This window comes from Pseudonocardia adelaidensis (assembly GCF_039543345.1).
Taxonomy (GTDB): Bacteria; Actinomycetota; Actinomycetes; order Mycobacteriales; family Pseudonocardiaceae; genus Pseudonocardia; species Pseudonocardia adelaidensis.
The window spans coordinates 150,761-167,546 of the sequence record NZ_BAABJO010000001.1; the positions used below are offsets into that span (position 1 = coordinate 150,761).

12 protein-coding genes are annotated in these 16,786 nt (G+C 72.7%); 6 read left to right on the forward strand and 6 right to left on the reverse strand.

The features are described from left to right. Nucleotides 1-3: 3 nt before the first annotated feature. The 3 genes from zwf (at nucleotide 4) to ABEA81_RS00760 (ending at nucleotide 3,421) form a co-directional block, all read left to right on the forward strand. Entirely contained in the window at nucleotides 4-1,377 is a 1,374-nt protein-coding gene (gene zwf, locus ABEA81_RS00750; RefSeq protein WP_345602505.1) for a glucose-6-phosphate dehydrogenase, read from the forward strand. Nucleotides 1,378-1,400: 23 nt separating this feature from the next. Beyond that, on the forward strand, nucleotides 1,401-2,759 hold the full coding sequence (locus tag ABEA81_RS00755; protein WP_345602506.1) for an NAD(P)/FAD-dependent oxidoreductase: 1,359 nt from the start codon (nucleotides 1,401-1,403) through the stop codon (nucleotides 2,757-2,759). 116 nt (nucleotides 2,760-2,875) lie between these two features. Continuing rightward, nucleotides 2,876-3,421, forward strand: coding sequence for a hypothetical protein (locus ABEA81_RS00760; protein WP_345602507.1), 546 nt, complete (start codon nucleotides 2,876-2,878; stop codon nucleotides 3,419-3,421). 149 nt (nucleotides 3,422-3,570) lie between these two features. On the opposite strand, the gene ABEA81_RS00765 is transcribed toward ABEA81_RS00760, so the two are convergent. The 4 genes from ABEA81_RS00765 to ABEA81_RS00780 are packed head-to-tail and all read right to left on the reverse strand — an operon-like array spanning nucleotide 3,571 to nucleotide 9,576. After that, complete coding sequence (locus tag ABEA81_RS00765; RefSeq protein ID WP_345602509.1) at nucleotides 3,571-4,482, reverse strand: DUF389 domain-containing protein; 912 nt, start codon at nucleotides 4,480-4,482, stop codon at nucleotides 3,571-3,573. 5 nt (nucleotides 4,483-4,487) lie between these two features. After that, nucleotides 4,488-4,700, reverse strand: a complete 213-nt coding sequence (locus ABEA81_RS00770; RefSeq protein WP_345602510.1) for a hypothetical protein — start codon at nucleotides 4,698-4,700, stop codon at nucleotides 4,488-4,490. Nucleotides 4,701-4,705: 5 nt separating this feature from the next. Further along, the gene (gene glgX / locus ABEA81_RS00775) at nucleotides 4,706-6,868 is read right to left on the reverse strand and encodes a glycogen debranching protein GlgX (RefSeq protein WP_345602511.1); all 2,163 of its coding nucleotides are present in this window, start codon (nucleotides 6,866-6,868) and stop codon (nucleotides 4,706-4,708) included. Further along, nucleotides 6,865-9,576, reverse strand: a complete 2,712-nt coding sequence (locus ABEA81_RS00780; RefSeq protein ID WP_345602512.1) for an MGH1-like glycoside hydrolase domain-containing protein — start codon at nucleotides 9,574-9,576, stop codon at nucleotides 6,865-6,867. Before ABEA81_RS00780 ends, glgX begins: the two co-directional genes overlap by 4 nt. A 167-nt stretch (nucleotides 9,577-9,743) precedes the next feature. On the opposite strand from ABEA81_RS00780, the gene cydD reads away from it, so the two are divergent. After that, nucleotides 9,744-13,121 carry a thiol reductant ABC exporter subunit CydD gene (gene cydD / locus ABEA81_RS00785; protein ID WP_345602513.1) on the forward strand — a complete coding sequence of 1,126 codons (3,378 nt, stop codon included), beginning with the start codon at nucleotides 9,744-9,746 and terminating at the stop codon, nucleotides 13,119-13,121. A gap of 184 nt (nucleotides 13,122-13,305) precedes the next feature. On the opposite strand, the gene ABEA81_RS00790 is transcribed toward cydD, so the two are convergent. After that, nucleotides 13,306-13,599, reverse strand: a complete 294-nt coding sequence (locus ABEA81_RS00790; protein WP_345602514.1) for a hypothetical protein — start codon at nucleotides 13,597-13,599, stop codon at nucleotides 13,306-13,308. 43 nt (nucleotides 13,600-13,642) lie between these two features. Continuing rightward, complete coding sequence (locus ABEA81_RS00795; RefSeq protein WP_345602515.1) at nucleotides 13,643-15,031, reverse strand: chloride channel protein; 1,389 nt, start codon at nucleotides 15,029-15,031, stop codon at nucleotides 13,643-13,645. A gap of 360 nt (nucleotides 15,032-15,391) precedes the next feature. Here ABEA81_RS00795 and ABEA81_RS00800 point away from each other — a divergent pair, with 360 nt between their 5' ends. Together ABEA81_RS00800 and ABEA81_RS00805 are read left to right on the forward strand one after the other, a co-directional pair. After that, complete coding sequence (locus ABEA81_RS00800; protein WP_345602516.1) at nucleotides 15,392-16,540, forward strand: inorganic phosphate transporter; 1,149 nt, start codon at nucleotides 15,392-15,394, stop codon at nucleotides 16,538-16,540. After that, nucleotides 16,537-16,782 (forward strand): hypothetical protein, encoded by a 246-nt coding sequence (locus tag ABEA81_RS00805; RefSeq protein ID WP_345602517.1) that lies wholly within the window; start codon nucleotides 16,537-16,539, stop codon nucleotides 16,780-16,782. The genes ABEA81_RS00800 and ABEA81_RS00805 overlap by 4 nt, the downstream gene beginning before the upstream one ends. Nucleotides 16,783-16,786 lie beyond the last annotated feature (4 nt).

Here is a 16,786-nt window from a genome sequence, read left to right on the forward strand (position 1 = left end):
ACGATGGCAGCCGACCGAGTGGACGCACTGGTCATCTTCGGTGCGACGGGTGACCTGGCGAAGCTGGAGACCTTCCCCGCCCTCGTGGGGCTGGTGGATCGGGGGGTGCTGGACGTCCCCGTCATCGGGGTCGCCAAGAGCGGATGGGACCTCGGCCGCTTCCGCGAGTACGCCGCGCAGTCCCTGCGCGACAACCGCATCGACCCGGAGTCGGCGCCGGCGCGGACGATGCTCGGCCTGCTGCGCTACGTCGACGGTGACCTCGGCGACAACGCCACGTACGAGGCCATGGCCCGGGAGATGGGCGAGGGCCGACGTGCCTTGTTCTACCTGGAGGTGCCCCCGTTCCTGTTCGGCCGCATCGCCGAAGGCATCTCGAAGGCGGGGCGGGCCGAGGGCGCCCGCGTGATGGTGGAGAAGCCCTTCGGCACCGACCTGGCCAGCGCCATCGCGCTCAACGAGACGATGCACCGGTACTTCCCGGAGGAGGCCATCTACCGGGTCGACCACTGGCTCGGCCTCGACCCGCTCAACGACGTGGTGGTTGCCCGGTTCGCCAACTCGATGATCGAACCGCTGCTCAACCGCGATCACGTCGAGATGATCCAGATCACGATGGCCGAGGCCTTCGACGTCGCCGACCGGGGCCGGTTCTACGACGCCACCGGCGCGATCCGCGACGTGGTGCAGAACCACATGTTGCAGGTGCTGGCGACCGTCGTCGCCAACCCGCCGGACAGCTCAGGGCCCGACTCGTGGCTGGACGCCAAGTCCCGCGTGATCTCCGCGCTCCGCCCGTTGACCCCGGAGAACACCGTCCGCGGCCAGTACGACGGCTACCGCGAGGTCGACGGCGTCGACCCGCTCTCCACCGTGGAGAGCTACGTCGCGATCCGGCTCGGGCTCGACTCGTGGCGCTGGGCCGGGGTGCCGATCCTGATCCGCGCCGGCAAGACGATGCCCGTGACCGCCACCGAGATCAGCATCCGGTTCAAGCCCGTGCCGCTCGACGTGTTCGGCGTCGACACGACGCACCTCGCCAACGCGCTGCGGTTCCGGATCTGGCCGGGCACGCAGATCAGCCTCACCCTGGCCGGGAAGAAGCCCGGTGCCGGCATCGAGCCGCAACTGCAGGACCTCGTCTTCGCCGAGGACAGCGGCTCGGACATGCGCCCCTACGACCGGCTCATCGGCGCCGCCCTCGACGGGCGCCGGGTGCTCTTCGCCCGGCAGGACACCGTCGAGGCCGCATGGCGGGTCGTCGACCCCGTGCTCGGCGACGTCGTTCCGGTCCAGCAGTACGCGCGTGGCACGTGGGGGCCCAAGGAGGCCGACGCGCTCCTCCCGAACGGCCTGGGCTGGCACGACCCGGCGTGATCCGCCCACTCGGAGGGACCACCATGGACCGGACAGCAGGAAGCGGTGCGCCACGGCACCGGGTCGTCATCGTCGGGGGCGGCTTCGGCGGGCTCTTCGCGGCGCGGGCGCTGCGCCGTGGTGACGTCGCGATCACGCTCGTCGACCGCGCGCAGCACCACCTGTTCCAGCCGCTGCTCTACCAGGTGGCCACCGGGATCCTGTCCGAGGGCCAGATCGCCGCGCCGTTGCGCGACGTCCTCAAACGCCATCGCAACGTCGAGTGCGTGCTGGCCGACGTCGTCGACGTCGACGTCGCGGGGAAGCAGATCGTCGCGCAGCGACCCGGCGGTGAGCGCATCACGCTGCCCTACGACGACCTGGTCGTCGCCGCGGGCGTCCGCCAGTCCTACTTCGGGCACGACGAGTTCGCGCAGTGGGCACCGGGGATGAAGACGATCGCCGACGCACTCGCGATCCGCCGCAGGGTGTTCGGGGCGTTCGAGCTCGCCGAGACCGCGACCGACCCCGCCGAGCAGCGCCGCTGGCTGACCTTCGCCGTGGTCGGCGCCGGCCCCACCGGGGTGGAGCTCGCCGGGCAGATCCGCGAGCTGGCCACCCGCACCCTGCGCGCGGAGTTCCGCCGCATCCGGCCCGAGGACGCCCGCGTCCTGCTGTTCGACGGTGGCAGCGCGCCGCTCGCGTCCTTCGGCCCCGCGCTGTCGGCCAAGGCGGCCACGTCGCTGCGGGAGCTGGGGGTGGAGCTGCACCTCGGCTCGATCGTCACCGGCGTGGACGGCGAGGGCCTCGACGTCCGGGACCGGGCCGGGACCACCGTCCGCCACGATGCCGGGACCGTGCTGTGGGCGGCCGGCGTCGAGACGCCCCCCGTCGCCAACGCCCTGGCCAAGGCAACCGGGGCGGTGCAGGATCGCGCCGGGCGGATCGAGGTGGAGCCGGACCTCACGATCCCCGGCCACCCCGAGATCTCCGTCGTCGGGGACATGATGAATCGGAACAAGCTGCCCGGCGTGGCGGAGGTCGCCATGCAGTCGGGGCTCTACGCCGGCCGCCGGATCCGGCACCGGATCGGCAGCGGCAACGGCAACGGCAGGGCCAAGGTTCTCGGCCCGTTCCGCTACTACGACCTCGGGTCGGCCGCGTACCTCTCCCGCGGCAACGCGGTCGTGTCGGCCGGCCCCGTCAAGTTCGCCGGGTTCCCGGGCTGGCTGGGCTGGCTGTTCATCCACATCGCCTTCCTCACGGGGTACCGCAACCGCGCCGGCGCGATCCTGACCTGGGCCGCCGCGTTCGCACGCGACGCCCGGCGCGAGCGAGCCTTCACCACCCAGCAGATCGAGCGGCTGCGCGACGTCTACGACACACCGCCCAGCAGGGACTGACAGCCGGGGGGTCATCCGCTCGGGGTGAGGCGCGGGCGGCTCCGGGACACGACGCTGGCCTTTCGGCTCGCGGCCCAGGAGATGGATGGGCAAGGCCAACGACGAGAGGGTGTGCAATGGCGATCGGACCAGTCCAGCTCATCGTGCTGGGATTCAACAAACCGGACTTCCACGGCGAGATCATCGCGGAGCTGGAGCGGCTCCGGGAGAGCGACACGGTCCGGGTGATCGACGCTCTCGCGGTGCACAAGGATGCGTCCGGGGAGGTCGAGGTCGCGCACCTGAGCAATCTCTCCGACGACGAGGCGCGGGAGCTCGGCAGCGCGGTGGGGGCGCTGATCGGGCTCGGCATCGAGGGCGACACGGGCATGGTGGCCGGTGCGCAGGCCGGCGCCGAGGCCGCGGCCGAGGGCATCCAGGTCTTCTCCGACGAGGAAGCGTGGGATGTCCTCGAGGAGATCCCGAACGACTCCGCGGCGGCGCTGCTGCTGATCGAGCACCACTGGGCGGTCCCGCTCCGCGACGCCGTGGCGAAGGCGGGCGGATTCCGCATCGGCGACGGGTTCATCAGCCCGCTCGACCTCGTCGAGATCGGGTTGGTGACGGCGGAGGAAGCCCGGCAGCTGCACGAGCTCGAGCACGCGTCCGCAGGCACTTCCTGACGGGCGGGGACCGCGGTACCGAGGAGGAACGATGTTCGGATCACGACGGGTCGCACGCCGCACCGCACGCCGCACCGCACGCCGGGTCTCACGGCGCCGAGGCTGAGCGGACCGGGCGGGGCGGAGCCCTCCGCTGTCGGATCGATCGGCTACCTACCGGATGGACCGCCGGGGGCAGCGGCACTGGCCCTGCCCTCGGCGAGCCGCTGGACGACGAGCGTCAGCGTCCCGGATGCCACCAACACGCCCACGTTGGCTCCGAGTACGGCCAGCGCGCCCAACGCCGTGGTCGCCTCACCGAGGCCGGCCGCGACACCGAGATAGGCCGCCGCCGGGATCGTGGTGATCGAGATACCCACGCCGACCGCCGCGCTGGCACGGGTCTCCTGGGCGAGCATGCCGGCGACGCCTGCCGCGAGCGCCACGCCGATGGTCGACGCGTTGATCGTCGTCAGCCCGGCCAGTGCGGCCTCGCCGACCACGAACCCGGGCGGCAGGAGACCGAGGGGGCCGAGGCATCCGCTCAGCACCGCCGCGGCGAGGCACGCCGCGCCCATACCGATGGCCAGCGTCGCAAGCGCCCTCAGGAACAGCTGACCACGGCGACTCGCCAAGCCGACGCATGCCGCGGTGATCGGCAGCAGATCGGGGCTCACCGCCATCGCGCCGACGATCAGGATCGTGCTCTCGTCGATCACGCCGAAGCCCGCGATGACGCCTGCCGCAACCAGGAACACGAGGTAGCGCGCGACCGGGCGGGAGTTCGCGCGGGCCTGCCCCAGCACGTCGGCCCAGATCAGGCTCCCTGCCGTGCGCCCCGGCTTGATCGGCCCGATCTCGTCGAGCCGCGCCATCTTGATGTCCTCCTCGGCCACCCCGCTGCGCACGAGCAGCTCGAGCACGGCGTCCGCCGAGTCCGCGACGACCTCCGCGCTGAGGAGGACGTACCCGGCGCGCACCCCTGGGGCGAGGGCGACGTTGCGCGCCGCACCGTGATCCTCGAGGTCGCCGCCGATCCGCGTGAGCGAGTCGGCGTGACCGTAGACCCTGAGGTGGAGCATCTCGCCTACAGGATCGCGATCGGATCGAGCGGTGACCCGGTCCCGCCCGTGATCCGCAGCGGAGCGGCGACGAACAGGAACTCCCAGCGCCCGGTCGCCTCGCAGTGCGGCAGCACATCCTCGAACTGGAGGTAGTCGAGCAGGTGGACACCCATCGCGTTGATCGCGAGGCCCGCCTTCGCCTGACGCCTCCGGAACTCCCGCGCCGTCATGTCCATGCCGGTTACCCCAGCGAAGCGACGGGCCCGCGCAGCACGACCAACGACCTGGCGTTGACGGTGACGGGGTCGCCTGCGCCGAGCTTCACCGGCGACCGGATGCCGGTGGGCTCGAAGCTGTCCAGCTCCGGCTCCCAGACCTGACCGTCCCGGGTCGGCGGTACCACGAACTCCAGCGGCTCCCACCAGGCGTTGACCAGCACGAGGAAGTCGTCGTCGAGGAGCAGGGTGCCGTCCTCGGCATGGTCGGGCTCGTCGACCCCGTCGAGGTAGATCGCCACGCTGCGCGCACCCGGATCAGCCCATTCCTCACCGGTGACGATCTCGCCGCCCGGCGTGTACCAGCGCAGTTGCCGCCAGTCGACCCCGGAGAGGAACCGCCGTCGCCGGAACACCGGGTGCGCTCGCCGGAATGCGATCAGGCGCCGGGTGAAGCCGAACAGTTCCTCGTCGACGTGGTCCCAGTCGAACCAGGTCAACGGGCCGTCCTGGCAGTAGGCGTTGTTGTTGCCCTGCTGGGTACGACCGAATTCGTCGCCGCCGAGCAGCATCGGTACCCCGAAGGACAGCATCAGCGTCGTCAACATCGCTCGTTGCTGGCGCCCGCGCAGTGCGAGCACGTCCGGATCGGTCGTCGGACCCTCGGCGCCGCAGTTCCACGACCGGTTGTCGTCGGTCCCGTCGCGGTTGTCCTCGCCGTTGGACTCGTTGTGCTTGGTGTCGTAGGACACCAGGTCGGCCAGGGTGAACCCGTCGTGCACGGTGATCAGGTTGACCGAAGCGGTGGGGCGGCGGCTGCGGCCACCGTAGAGGTCCGACGAGCCGCTGAAGCGCGTCGCGAACTCGCCGAGCATGCCTTCGTGGCCGCGCCAGAAGTCACGCATGGTGTCGCGGTAGCGGCCGTTCCACTCCCGCCACAGCGGCGGGAACCGGCCGATGTCGTAGCTGTCGGCCTGGCCGACGTCCCACGGCTCGGCGATCAGCTTGGCCCGTGCCACGACCGGGTCCTGCGCGACCAGGTCGAAGAACGCCGAGAGCCGGTCGAAGCCGCCCTGCTCGCGGGCCAGGGTCGGGGCCAGGTCGAAGCGGAATCCATCGACCCGCATCTCGGTGAGCCAGTAGCGCAGCGAGTCCATGATCATCTGCAGGGCGAACGGGTCCGCGGCGTTGAGCGAGTTGCCGCATCCGGTCGTGTCGACGTAATGGCTCGGGTCCGCCGGGTCGAGGCGGTAGTAGGCGGCGTTGTCGATGCCGCGGTGGCAGAGCGTGGGTCCGAGGTGATCGGCTTCGGCGGTGTGGTTGAACACCACGTCGAGCACGACCTCCAGCCCGGCACCGTGCAGGGCGTCGACCATGGCCTGGAACTCGGCGACCTGCCCGCCGGGGCGTCCGGCGCGCACGGCCGCGGAGTAGCCGGCGTGCGGGGCGAAGTAGCCGATCGTGTTGTAGCCCCAGTAGTTGGTCAGGCCTCGCTCGCGCAGGAACGCCTCGGGCACGTTGTGGTGGACCGGCAGCAGCTCGACCGTGGTCACGTCGAGGCTGACCAGGTGGGCCAGCGCGGCGTCGTGCCCGAGGCCTGCGTAGGTCCCGCGGAGCGCGGCAGGCACGTCGGGATGGGTCGCGGTGAAGCCCTTGACGTGCACCTCGTAGAGGATCGTGTCCGAGTACCGGTGCCGGGGCCGAGGTCGGTCGCTCCACCGGAACGCCGGGTCGATCACGACGCTGCGCGGCACGTGCGCCGCGGAATCCAGGTCGCTGCGCGCGTACGGATCATCGGGCCGGTGGCCGAGCACCTCCGGCCCGAACCGCACCTCCCCCCTGATGGCCCGGGCGTAGGGGTCGAGCAGGAGCTTCGCCCGGTTGTAGCGCAGTCCCCGGTGCGGATCCCACGGCCCGGACATCCGGTAGCCGTACGCCTGGCCGGGGCCGACGCCCGGCACGAAACCGTGCCAGACGCCGGCGTCGTACTGGGTGAGCTCGACCTGGGTCTCCCCGCCGTCTTCGACGGGGCCGTCGCCGAACAGGCAGAGGCGCACCGCGTCCGCACCCGAGGCGACGGCGAAGTTCGTACCACCGGCAGTCGGGCTTGCACCCAGCGGGTACATGCTCCCGGGCAGGGCCCGCGTCGTCGCCGTGGTGGTCGCCGTCGTGCTCGCCGTGGTCTTCACCGTCGCACCCCCTCGTCGCGCATCCGGCGCAGCACGGTGCCGATCGATTCGGTCGCGGCGTACCTGCGGCGGATGAGGTCGGCGACCACGCCGGTCCACCCGGTCTGGTGGGACGCGCCGAGCCCGGCCCCGTTGTCGCCGTGGAAGTACTCGTTGAACAGCAGGTTGTCCCGCCATGCCGGATCGTCCTGCAAGCGATCGACCCAGCCGAAGCACGGCCGCCGGCCGTCCGGGCCCCTCAGGAAGATCGATATGAGGCGGTCCTGGAGGTCCTGCACGACGGCGCCCAACGACATCCGGTGTCCCGATCCGGTCGGGTAGTCCACCGCGTAGTCGTCGCCGAAGAACCGGTGGTAGCGATCCAGCGCCTCGACCACCAGGTAGTTGAGGGGGAACCACACCGGGCCGCGCCAGTTGGAGTTGCCGCCGAACATGTCCGTGGTCGACTCCGCCGGTTCGTAGTCGATCGTGGCGCGGACCCCCTGGACGTCGAGCTCGTAGGGGTGCTCGCGGTGGTACGCGGAGATGGCGCGCAGACCGTGCGGCGAGAGGAACTCGGCCGGGTCGAACAGCGTGTGGAAGATCCGCTCCAGCTTGTCCGCGCTGGCCACGCCGAGCAGCAGCTGGCGCTGGTCCGGGCCGCCGCGCAGGAGCCCGAGCTTGACGAGCTTCTCCCGGTCCCGCAGCCCTTCGCGCTCCAGGTACTCGGTGAAGTACTTCCCGGCGGCCTCGACGCGGTCCAGCATCTGCTCGTCGACGACTCCGGCGGCGAGCATCGGGATGATGCCGACCATCGAGCGGGTCCTGACCGGTACCCGCTGGCCGTCGGGCGTGGCGAGCCGGTCGTAGAACAGGCCGTCCGTCTCGTCCCACATCCCCTGGGAGTCGATCGCGTGCCGAATCGCGGCGAAGTGTTCGAGGAACTTCAGCACCAGGTCGTCGGCCGGTCGCTGCCCGGCGCGACGCAGTATCAGCGCGATCGTGCCCATCGACAGGGCGTAGGTGGCCATCCACCCGGTCGCGTCGGACTGCTCCAGCACCCAGCCATCGGGCAGGTGCGAACGATCGATCGGGCCGATGTTGTCCAGCCCGAGGAACCCGCCCTCGAAGAGGTTCGAGCCGTCGGCGTCCTCGAGGTTCACCCACCACGTGAAGTTGACCAGCAGCTTGTCGAACACGCGGCTGAGGAACTCGATGTCCCGGCCGCCGTCGATGGCGAACACCTCGAGGGCTGCCCACGCCTGCACCGGCGGGTTGACATCACCGAAGTCCCATTCGTACGCGGGCAGCGCGCCGTTCGGGTGCTGGAACCACTCGCGGCAGATCAGCAGGAGCTGGGATTTGGCGAACCCGGGATCGACGTGCGCCAACGGGACGCAGTGGAAAGCCAGGTCCCAGGCCGCGAACCAGGGGTACTCCCACTTGTCCGGCATCGACATGATGTCGAAGGCCTTGAACGTGCGCCATCGGGAGTTGCGGCCGGACCGACGGGAGCCGGGCGGGAGCGGTTCGTTCGGGTCGCCGTCCAGCCAGCGAGCCACGTCGTAGTGGTAGAGCTGCTTGCTCCACAACATCCCCGCGAATGCCTGGCGCATCACGGCCGCCTCGTCCGCGGATGCGGCGGGTGGCGTCAGCTCGGCGTAGAACTCGTCGGCCTCGGCCCGCCGTGCCGCCCGGACCTGCTCGAAGTCCGCGCCGACCGTGCCGACCGGTTCCGGCGGCACGCCGGCCGGGCGTAGCCGCAGCCGCAGCTCGGCCGTCTCGCCCGGTCCGACCTCGATCCGGTACCAGGCCGCGCACTTGCTGCCGCGCCGCTCCGGATTGACGGTCGCCGCGCCCGCCACGACGTGGTCGTTGATGCCGTCCTTCGGGAACCGAGGGCCTGCATCCGCTCCGTACAGCCGTGCGGAGTTCGTCTCGTTGTCGCAGAACAGCAGGGTGGGGTCGGCGTCACCGGGACCCGGTCCGGCGACGAGCTCCAGGTCGCCGAGGAACGGGTGCGGCACGACCACCGACCGCGAACCGGTGGCCTCCAGCTCGGGCGCGGGTGCGGCGAGCCCCCAGGACCAGGTGTTGCGGAACCACAGCGTGGGCAGCACGTGCACCACGTCGGCCGCCGGGCCGGCGTTGGTGACCTCGATGGTCATCAGCAGATCGGTCGGGTCGGCCTTCGCGTAGTGCACTTCGACGATCCAGTAGCGGTCGTCGTCGAACGCGCCGGTGTCGAGCAGCTCGTACTCGGGGTCGAACTTGGTCCGCCCACCGTTCTCCGCGCGCAGCTGCTCGTAGGGGAACGCACCTTGTGGGTAGTGGTAGCGGTACCGGTTCCAGGCGTGGCTGGGCACCGCGTCGAGGTACCACCAGTACTCCTTGACGTCCTCGCCGTGGTTGGCCTCCGACCCGGTCAGCCCGTACGCCCGCTCCTTGAGGATCGGGTCGCGGCCGTTCCACAACGCGAGCCCGAGGCACAACCGCTGCTCGGTGTCGCTGAACCCGGCGAGGCCGTCCTCGCCCCACCGGTATGCCTGGGATCGCGCGCGGTCGTGCGGGAGGTAGGTCCAGGCCTCGCCGTCGGCGCTGTAGTCCTCGCGGACCGTGCCCCACTGCCGCTCGCTGAGGTACGGCCCCCAGAGGTACCAGGGGCTCGGCTGTCCCGACCCGTTCTCCACGTGCTCGAAACCCTGCACCCGTTCGCGTTCGACTCCCACCGCGACCTCCCTGGTTCGCCTCACGGCGGCGCCGAGTCTCCGGCCTCGGCATCGCCGGGAACTCATCCGCTGCAGGCGAACCGGTCATCTCGGGGAGGTGATGCGGCGCGGCCTCGGGCCGCAGCACGGTGGTCCGCGTCGACCGCTACCGAGGAGGCCGCCTTGCCATGACCGCCCTCGGCCGGCGACTGCTGTGGCACGCCCCCGCGATCCGCGGCTTCGTCGGGTTGAGCGCCGGGATCGGGGTGGCCACGGCGCTGCTGGTGATCACCCAGGCCGGGCTGCTCGCGGAGGCGATCGCCGCGGCGTTCCTCGACGGCGCCGGGCTCGCCGACCTCGCCGTGCCGCTCGTGGCCCTGGCCTGCGTCGTCCTGGCCAGGGCGGCGCTGGGTTGGGCCGGGGAGGTCGCCGCCCAGCGCGCCGCGGCGGCCGTCGTCGCGCAGCTGCGCGCCACCCTGCTCGACCACGTGCTGCGGCTGGGGCCGCGCCACCCCGAGCTCCCGTCCGTCGGGCAGCTGGCCACGCTCGCGAGCCGCGGCGTCGACGGCCTCGACGGGTACGTCGGCCGCTACCTCCCCCAAGTGGTGGTCGGCGCCGTGGTCCCACTCGTCGTCGGCGTCCGGATCCTCACGGCCGACTGGGTCTCGGCGCTGCTCGTCGGCGTCACGGTCCCGCTGATCCCGCTGTTCATGGTGCTGATCGGGTTGCACACGAAGGCCCGGACCGCCCGTCAGTGGCGGGCGCTCGCCGTACTCGGCCACCACTTCCTCGACGTCGTGGCCGGGCTGGACGTCCTGATCGCGTTCGGACGCGCACGCCGGCAGGGGCAGCAGATCGCGGCGATGTCGGAGCGGTACCGGCTCGAGACGATGCGCGGCCTGCGGGTGGCGTTCCTGTCCTCGCTCGCGCTGGAGCTGCTGGCCACGCTGTCGGTGGCGCTGGTCGCGGTGTCGGTGGGGCTGCGGCTGGTGGCGGGTCAGCTGGACCTGGCGACCGGCCTGCTGGTGATCGTGCTGGCTCCCGAGGTGTACCTGCCGCTGCGGGCCGTGGCCGCCCGGTTCCACGACAGCGCCGAGGGTGCGGCCGCGGCCGGCGACGTCTTCGCCGTGCTGGATGTGCCGGCCGACCGGCCGGCGAACGCGCTGCCCGCCCCCGACCCCACCGCCGGGCCGGTGCGGCTGAACGCGGTCGGCGTGGACGGCCGGGCCGGGCGGGTCCTCGACGCGGTCTCGATCACGATCGCCCCCGGCGAGGTGCTCGGGCTCACCGGTCCCAGCGGCGCGGGCAAGTCGACCCTGCTCGACCTGTTGCTGGGCTGGCGCCGCCCGGACCGGGGCGCGGTGACCGTCGACGGCGTCGACCTCGGCGACGTGGACCGGGACGCGTGGCTGCGCCGGGTGGCCTGGGTACCGCAGCGCCCGGTGCTGATCGCCGGGACCGTCGGGGACAACGTCCGGCTGGGTGCCCCGCACGCCACCGACGCCGAGCTCACCGCCGTCGCCGCGACGGCGGCGCTGGACCTCCCGCTGGACACGCCGGTGCACGAGCGCGGGCAGGGGCTCTCCACCGGTCAGCAGCGCCGCGTCGCGCTCGCCAGGGCCCTGCTCGCCGACCGTCCGCTCCTGCTGCTCGACGAGCCCACCGAGGGCGTCGACGCCGACACGGAGGTGGCCGTGCTGGCCGCGCTCCCGGCGGCGCTCGCCGGACGCACCGCCGTCGTGGTCAGCCACCGGTCCGCGGTACTCGGGCTGACCGACCGGGTGATCGCACTGCCCGGATGCCCCGCGCCCCCTGCCCTGCCGCACCCGGCGCCGGTGCCCGGGCCTCCGGAGACCGCACCCGATCACCCGCCGGACCCGACCATCGCCGCTCACCGCACCCCGGATGCGTCCCGGGGCGACCTGCGCGCGCTGCTCGCCGTGGTGCGCCCGGACCGCGGGCGGCTCGCCGCTGCCGTGCTCGCGGGCAGCGGGTCGCTCGGGTGCGCGGTGGCGCTCACCGCCACCTCGGCGTGGCTGATCTCGGCCGCGGCGCTGCAGCCGCCGGTGCTCACGCTCATGGTCGCCATCGTCGCGGTCCGCACGTTCGGGCTGGCCAAGGGCATCTTCCGCTACGCCGAGCGGTTGGCATCGCACGACGCAGCGTTGCGGTTGCTCGCCACCTTGCGGGTCCGGGTCTGGGAGGCGCTCGTCCGGCTGGGCCCGGCGGTCAGCGGGCGGTTGCGGTCGGGCGAGCTGCTGGCCCGGATGGTGGGCGACGTCGACGCGCAGCAGGACGTGCTGGTGCGGGCGCTCGTGCCCGCCGCGTCCGCCGCTGTGGTGGGCCTCGGCACCGCGACGGCGCTCGGCGTGCTGCTCCCGTCAGCAGGCGTGGTGCTCGCGGCGGGGCTGGTCTGCGCGGGGATCCTCGCGCCCGCACTCACCGTGTCGCTCGCCCGGCGGGCCGCGCGGCGGACCGCGGCAGCACGGGGCGCGGTGGTCGGCGCCGTCGTCGAGCTGCTCGACGGGGGCCCCGACCTGCTCGCCTTCGGCGCCGCCGACGGGCGCCGCCGCACGGTGGCCGCGCTCGACCATCGGCTCCTCGCCTTGCACCGCCGGGCCGCCGGAGCCACCGGGCTCGGCGTCGCGCTGACGGTGCTGGCCGTCGGGGGCGCCACCGTGTGCTGCACGGCACTCGGGGTGGCCGCACTGCGGGCCGGCGTCCTGCCCGGCACGGCGCTGGCCGTACTGGCGCTCACCCCGCTGGCCACCGCCGAGCTGGTCGCCGCACTGCCGGACGCCGCCCAGCGACTGGTGACCGCGCTGCCGGCGGCGCGTCGGCTCGCCGAGCTGGAGCGGGTGCCCGCCGCGGTGTCCGAACCGGACGACCCACGCCCCCTGCCACCCGGACAGCGCCTGGACACGCACGGGCTGGCCGTGCGGTGGCCGGGTTCCGACCGGGACGCGGTGGCCGGCGTGGATCTCCGGCTCCCCGCCGGAGGGCGGCTCGTCCTGACCGGTCCGACCGGCTGCGGCAAGAGCACGGTGCTGGCCGCGCTCCTGCGCACGATCGAACCGCGCGCCGGGGTGGTGCGCATCGACGGGATCGACACGCGGGAGGTCCTCGGCGACGAACTGCGCGCCCGCATCGCCTGGTGCGATCCGGCCGCTCACCTCTTCGACAGCACCCTGCGGCAGAACCTGCTGCTCGCCCGCCCGGACGCCCCGAAGGACGAGATCGTCGACGCCCTGTGCCGCGCAGGGCTCGGCGACTGGCTGGCCGGGCTGCCCGAGGGGCTGGAGACCCCGGTGGGGCGGCACGGCGGTGCGGTCTCCGGCGGGGAGCGGCAGCGCATCGGGCTCGCCCGGGCACTGCTCGCCGACCGGCCGGTGCTGCTGCTCGACGAGCCCACCGCGCACCTCGACGCCGGTACCGCCGCGCTCGTGTGCGCCGACCTGCTGCGCGTGACGGCGGGGCGCACGGCACTCGTCGTCACGCACCGCCCCGAGGAGCTGCCGGGGCTGCCCCGCATGTGCCTGCCCGCCGCCGTCCGTCGGCTCAGCTGAGGAGACCGCTCGTGCGGTTCTTCGGCCTGAGCACGTGGGTGCCGGCGCTCGTCCTGGCGGCGGTGATCGTCGGTGCCACCGTGGTGGGCCACCTGGTCGGAGAGCCTCAACGAGACGTTCGACGCCCAGTCCACCCGCGTCTACGGCCTGCTCAACCGGGTGCGGACCCAGCGCCGGGCTGACGTCACGGAGCCGGCACCGACGACCGCGGGGTGTAGACGTTCTTCTCCGCGTCGCACCACGCGCCCGCGCCCGCGCCCACCGCGGCCTTGGCCTGCTGCCACTTCAGGTTCGCGATGTGGTGGGGCGGCAGGTCCACGCGGCGGTACCAGCGCCTGGCGGCGGCGATCACGGCTGCGCCGCACATCGCGAAGCCGGCCAGCCCGGTCACGCTCGCGACTGCGAGCAGCGCTCCGGCGCCGATCAGGAGCCCGCGGGGGAGGTCCTGCAGTGAGGGGTCGGTCCGACGATCGGTCATCTCTCGCGCTCCTCCGGCTGGTCACGATCACGACGTGCGGCGCTCAGCGTGGCAACGGCCGCCGCGGGCCGGCATCACCCGGCGGGGATGACGGGGGTTGTCTCGGTGCCAGCCATGCGGACACCACGTGCGCGACCACGACGGCGACGATGACGAGCGGCATGACGGCGAGGCCGTCGGCGAACAGCAGCAGCGTCGCCAGCATCACCGCGGTCAGGGGCAGCCTCAGCATCACCGCGCACATCGCACCGATCCCCATGGCCACCCCGGCGACCATCGGCAGCCCGGGCAGGTGCGACAGCACGATCCCGCCCGCCGCGCCGATGTACAGCGCCGGGAACACCGGTCCGCCCCGGAAGCTGCTCATCGACAGGCCGTAGGCGAGCCCCTTGCACACCAGGAGCATCAGCAGGGCACCGACCGAGTAGCCGGCACCGTCCTGCAGCAGCGGGCCCAGTTCCGCCTGCCCCGAGAACAGCACGTCCGCGAACCCGTGCCCGGTCACGGCGAGGTAGGCGATCGCGAGCCCCGCAACGGCCAGCCCGACCACCGACGTGAGCAGCACCGTGTGGCGCTCGACGTGGGGCCGCAGCGCGGTCGCGAGCCACCGGATGCCCGACCCGACGAGCGCGGCGAGCACCCCGATGACGAGCGCCCAGCCGAACTGCGCAATGTCCGGGTGGGCGAACGGCGGGAGGCCGGGCACCGCCAGCGCGACCGGGCCGAGGCCGGTCAGCTGATCGAGCCCAACGAAGATCAACGAGCCGATCCCCGCGGCCAGCAGGCCTGGGAGCAGTACCAGCCCGAGCGTGGGCCCGCCGAGCCCGGAGGCCTCCATCAGCAGGAAGGCACCGGTGATCGGTGACCCCAGCAGCGCGCTGATCGCCGCGAAGCTCCCGGCCGACGCGACCACCGCGCCGACCCGCTCGGGCACGTCTCGCCGGGAGAGGCGCACCGCGCAGACGGCGAGGCCCCCACCGAGAGCGATCAGCGGCGCCTCGGGCCCCAGCACCACCCCCAGGCCCAGGCTCGCGAGCGCCGCCAGCAGGACGCCGGGCAGCTCGACCGGTTTCGGCACACCACCCGGGTTGAACCCGTCGACCGGCGAGTGGCCGCCCCTTCCCGGCAGGTGCTGGATGGTCAGGCCGACGAGCACACCGGAGATCCCGAGCATCGGCAACGGCCACCACAGCGGCGCCGTGGCGAAGCCGACCGCCCGCGGCAGGTCTTCGTACACCCAGCTCTGCAGCATGCCGACCAGCTGCAGGAAGAAGTAGGCGGCCGCCGATACGGGCGCCCCGATGATCGCCGCGAGGACGAGCAGGCGCGCATACGCCGCCGACCGGAGTCGCGCTGCGGCATCCACCGGCGCCGCCGTGGCGCGCGACGCCGCATCCCCCGCCAGAGGCGCCGCCGGGCCGGTGGTCGACATGGCGTGCTCCCTCCCGTGACCGCTACTCGCTGCCTCCCTCCGTTGCAGCATGCCGCGCGCCGGCGCCGTGGCCCTCACCTCGCCGAGGTGAGACCGGTACCCAGCGGGATCACACCGACCCGACGACCGGTACGAAGGGGCCGGCCATCCCCCGAGGGTGATGCCGGCGCCGGTCCGGGCAGCCCACACTCCGCCGGCGGCGCGCGCGAGCCCGCCACGCCGTCCGCCAGCTGCTGCGCCGCCCGACGTCCGAGCTGCCGGTCGGCCACGAAGGAGAACTCGGATGACCACCGAGCCCAGCGCGAACACCACGGACGTCCAGCTCGGTTCCCCATCCCGGCGTTCTGGAAGGCGCGGTACATGGAAGTATCCGTCATCGTCGTGGTGGTCGTGGTAACGGCATTGATCTTCGATTTCACGAACGGCTTCCACGACACGGCGAACGCGATGGCGACGTCCATCGCGACCGGTGCGCTCCGCCCCAAGGTCGCTGTCGCGATCGCGGGGCTCCTCAACCTGGCCGGTGCCTTCGTCTCCGTCGAGGTGGCCAAGACGATCTCCGGTGGGCTCGTGACGGAGGCCCTGATCACCCCGGTCGTGATCTTCGCCGGGCTCGTCGGAGCAATCCTCTGGAACCTGCTGACCTGGCTGCTCGGACTGCCCTCCAGCTCGTCGCACGCGTTGTTCGGCGGGCTCATCGGTGCCACCCTGGTCGGGGCGGGGCCGAGCGCGGTCAACGGCACGGCCGTCCTCTCCAAGGTCCTCCTACCCGCGGTGGTCTCACCCGTTCTCGCAGGCCTCGTGGCCGTCAGCGCGACGTTCCTCGCCTACCGGATCACCGCGAAGGCCGACGGCCCCACGGTCCGGCGCGGCTTCCGGATCGGCCAGGTGGCGTCGGCATCGATGGTCGCGCTCGCCCACGGCACGAACGACGCGCAGAAGACGATGGGCGTGATCACCCTGACGCTGATCACGGCGGGGGCGCTCGCCCCCGGCTCGGCGCCCCCGTTCTGGGTGGTCCTCACCGCGGGTCTGGCGATCGCGCTGGGAACCTACGTCGGCGGCTGGCGGATCATCCGGACGCTGGGCAGGCGGGTCAGCGACATCCAGACGGCCCAGGGATTCACCGCCGAGACCACCAGCGCCACCGTCATCCTGGCCTCCAGCCACCTCGGCCTCCCGATCTCCACGACGCAGGTGTGCACCGGCGCGATCTTCGGTGCCGGGGCGGGACGCAGGCTCGCCACGGTGCACTGGAGCGTCGCAGGCCGGATGGCAGTGGCGTGGGCGGTCACCCTTCCCGCCGCCGCGGTCGTCGGGGCGGCCGCGTCCTGGACGGCGGCGAGCGGGCCGTTCGGCGTCGTCGTGGTCGCAGTGGGCGGACTTGCGCTGGCGGCCGGCATCTACGCCGCGTCGCGCCGGAACCCGGTGAACGCCGTCAACGTCAACAACGTGGTCGCGCTGCCGGCCCCACGCACGGCCTCCCGGACGGACCAGGAGTCCGCATGAGCATCGACTGGGGTTCCCTCGTCCTCGCCGCGATCGTCTCCGCCGCCGTCACCATGGGCGTGGTGTCGCTGGTGGCGTTCGCTCTCGTCGGGCTCTCGGCACGCACCCACCCACCCATCGGTGGCCGCGACGACGGCGCCACACCACCGGTGCGACCCGCGGTGGGAGCCGCCATCGCCGCGGTCTGCACGTTGGCCGTCGCACTGATCGTCGCGTACGGGCTGTTCCTGGTCCTGACGTGAGACG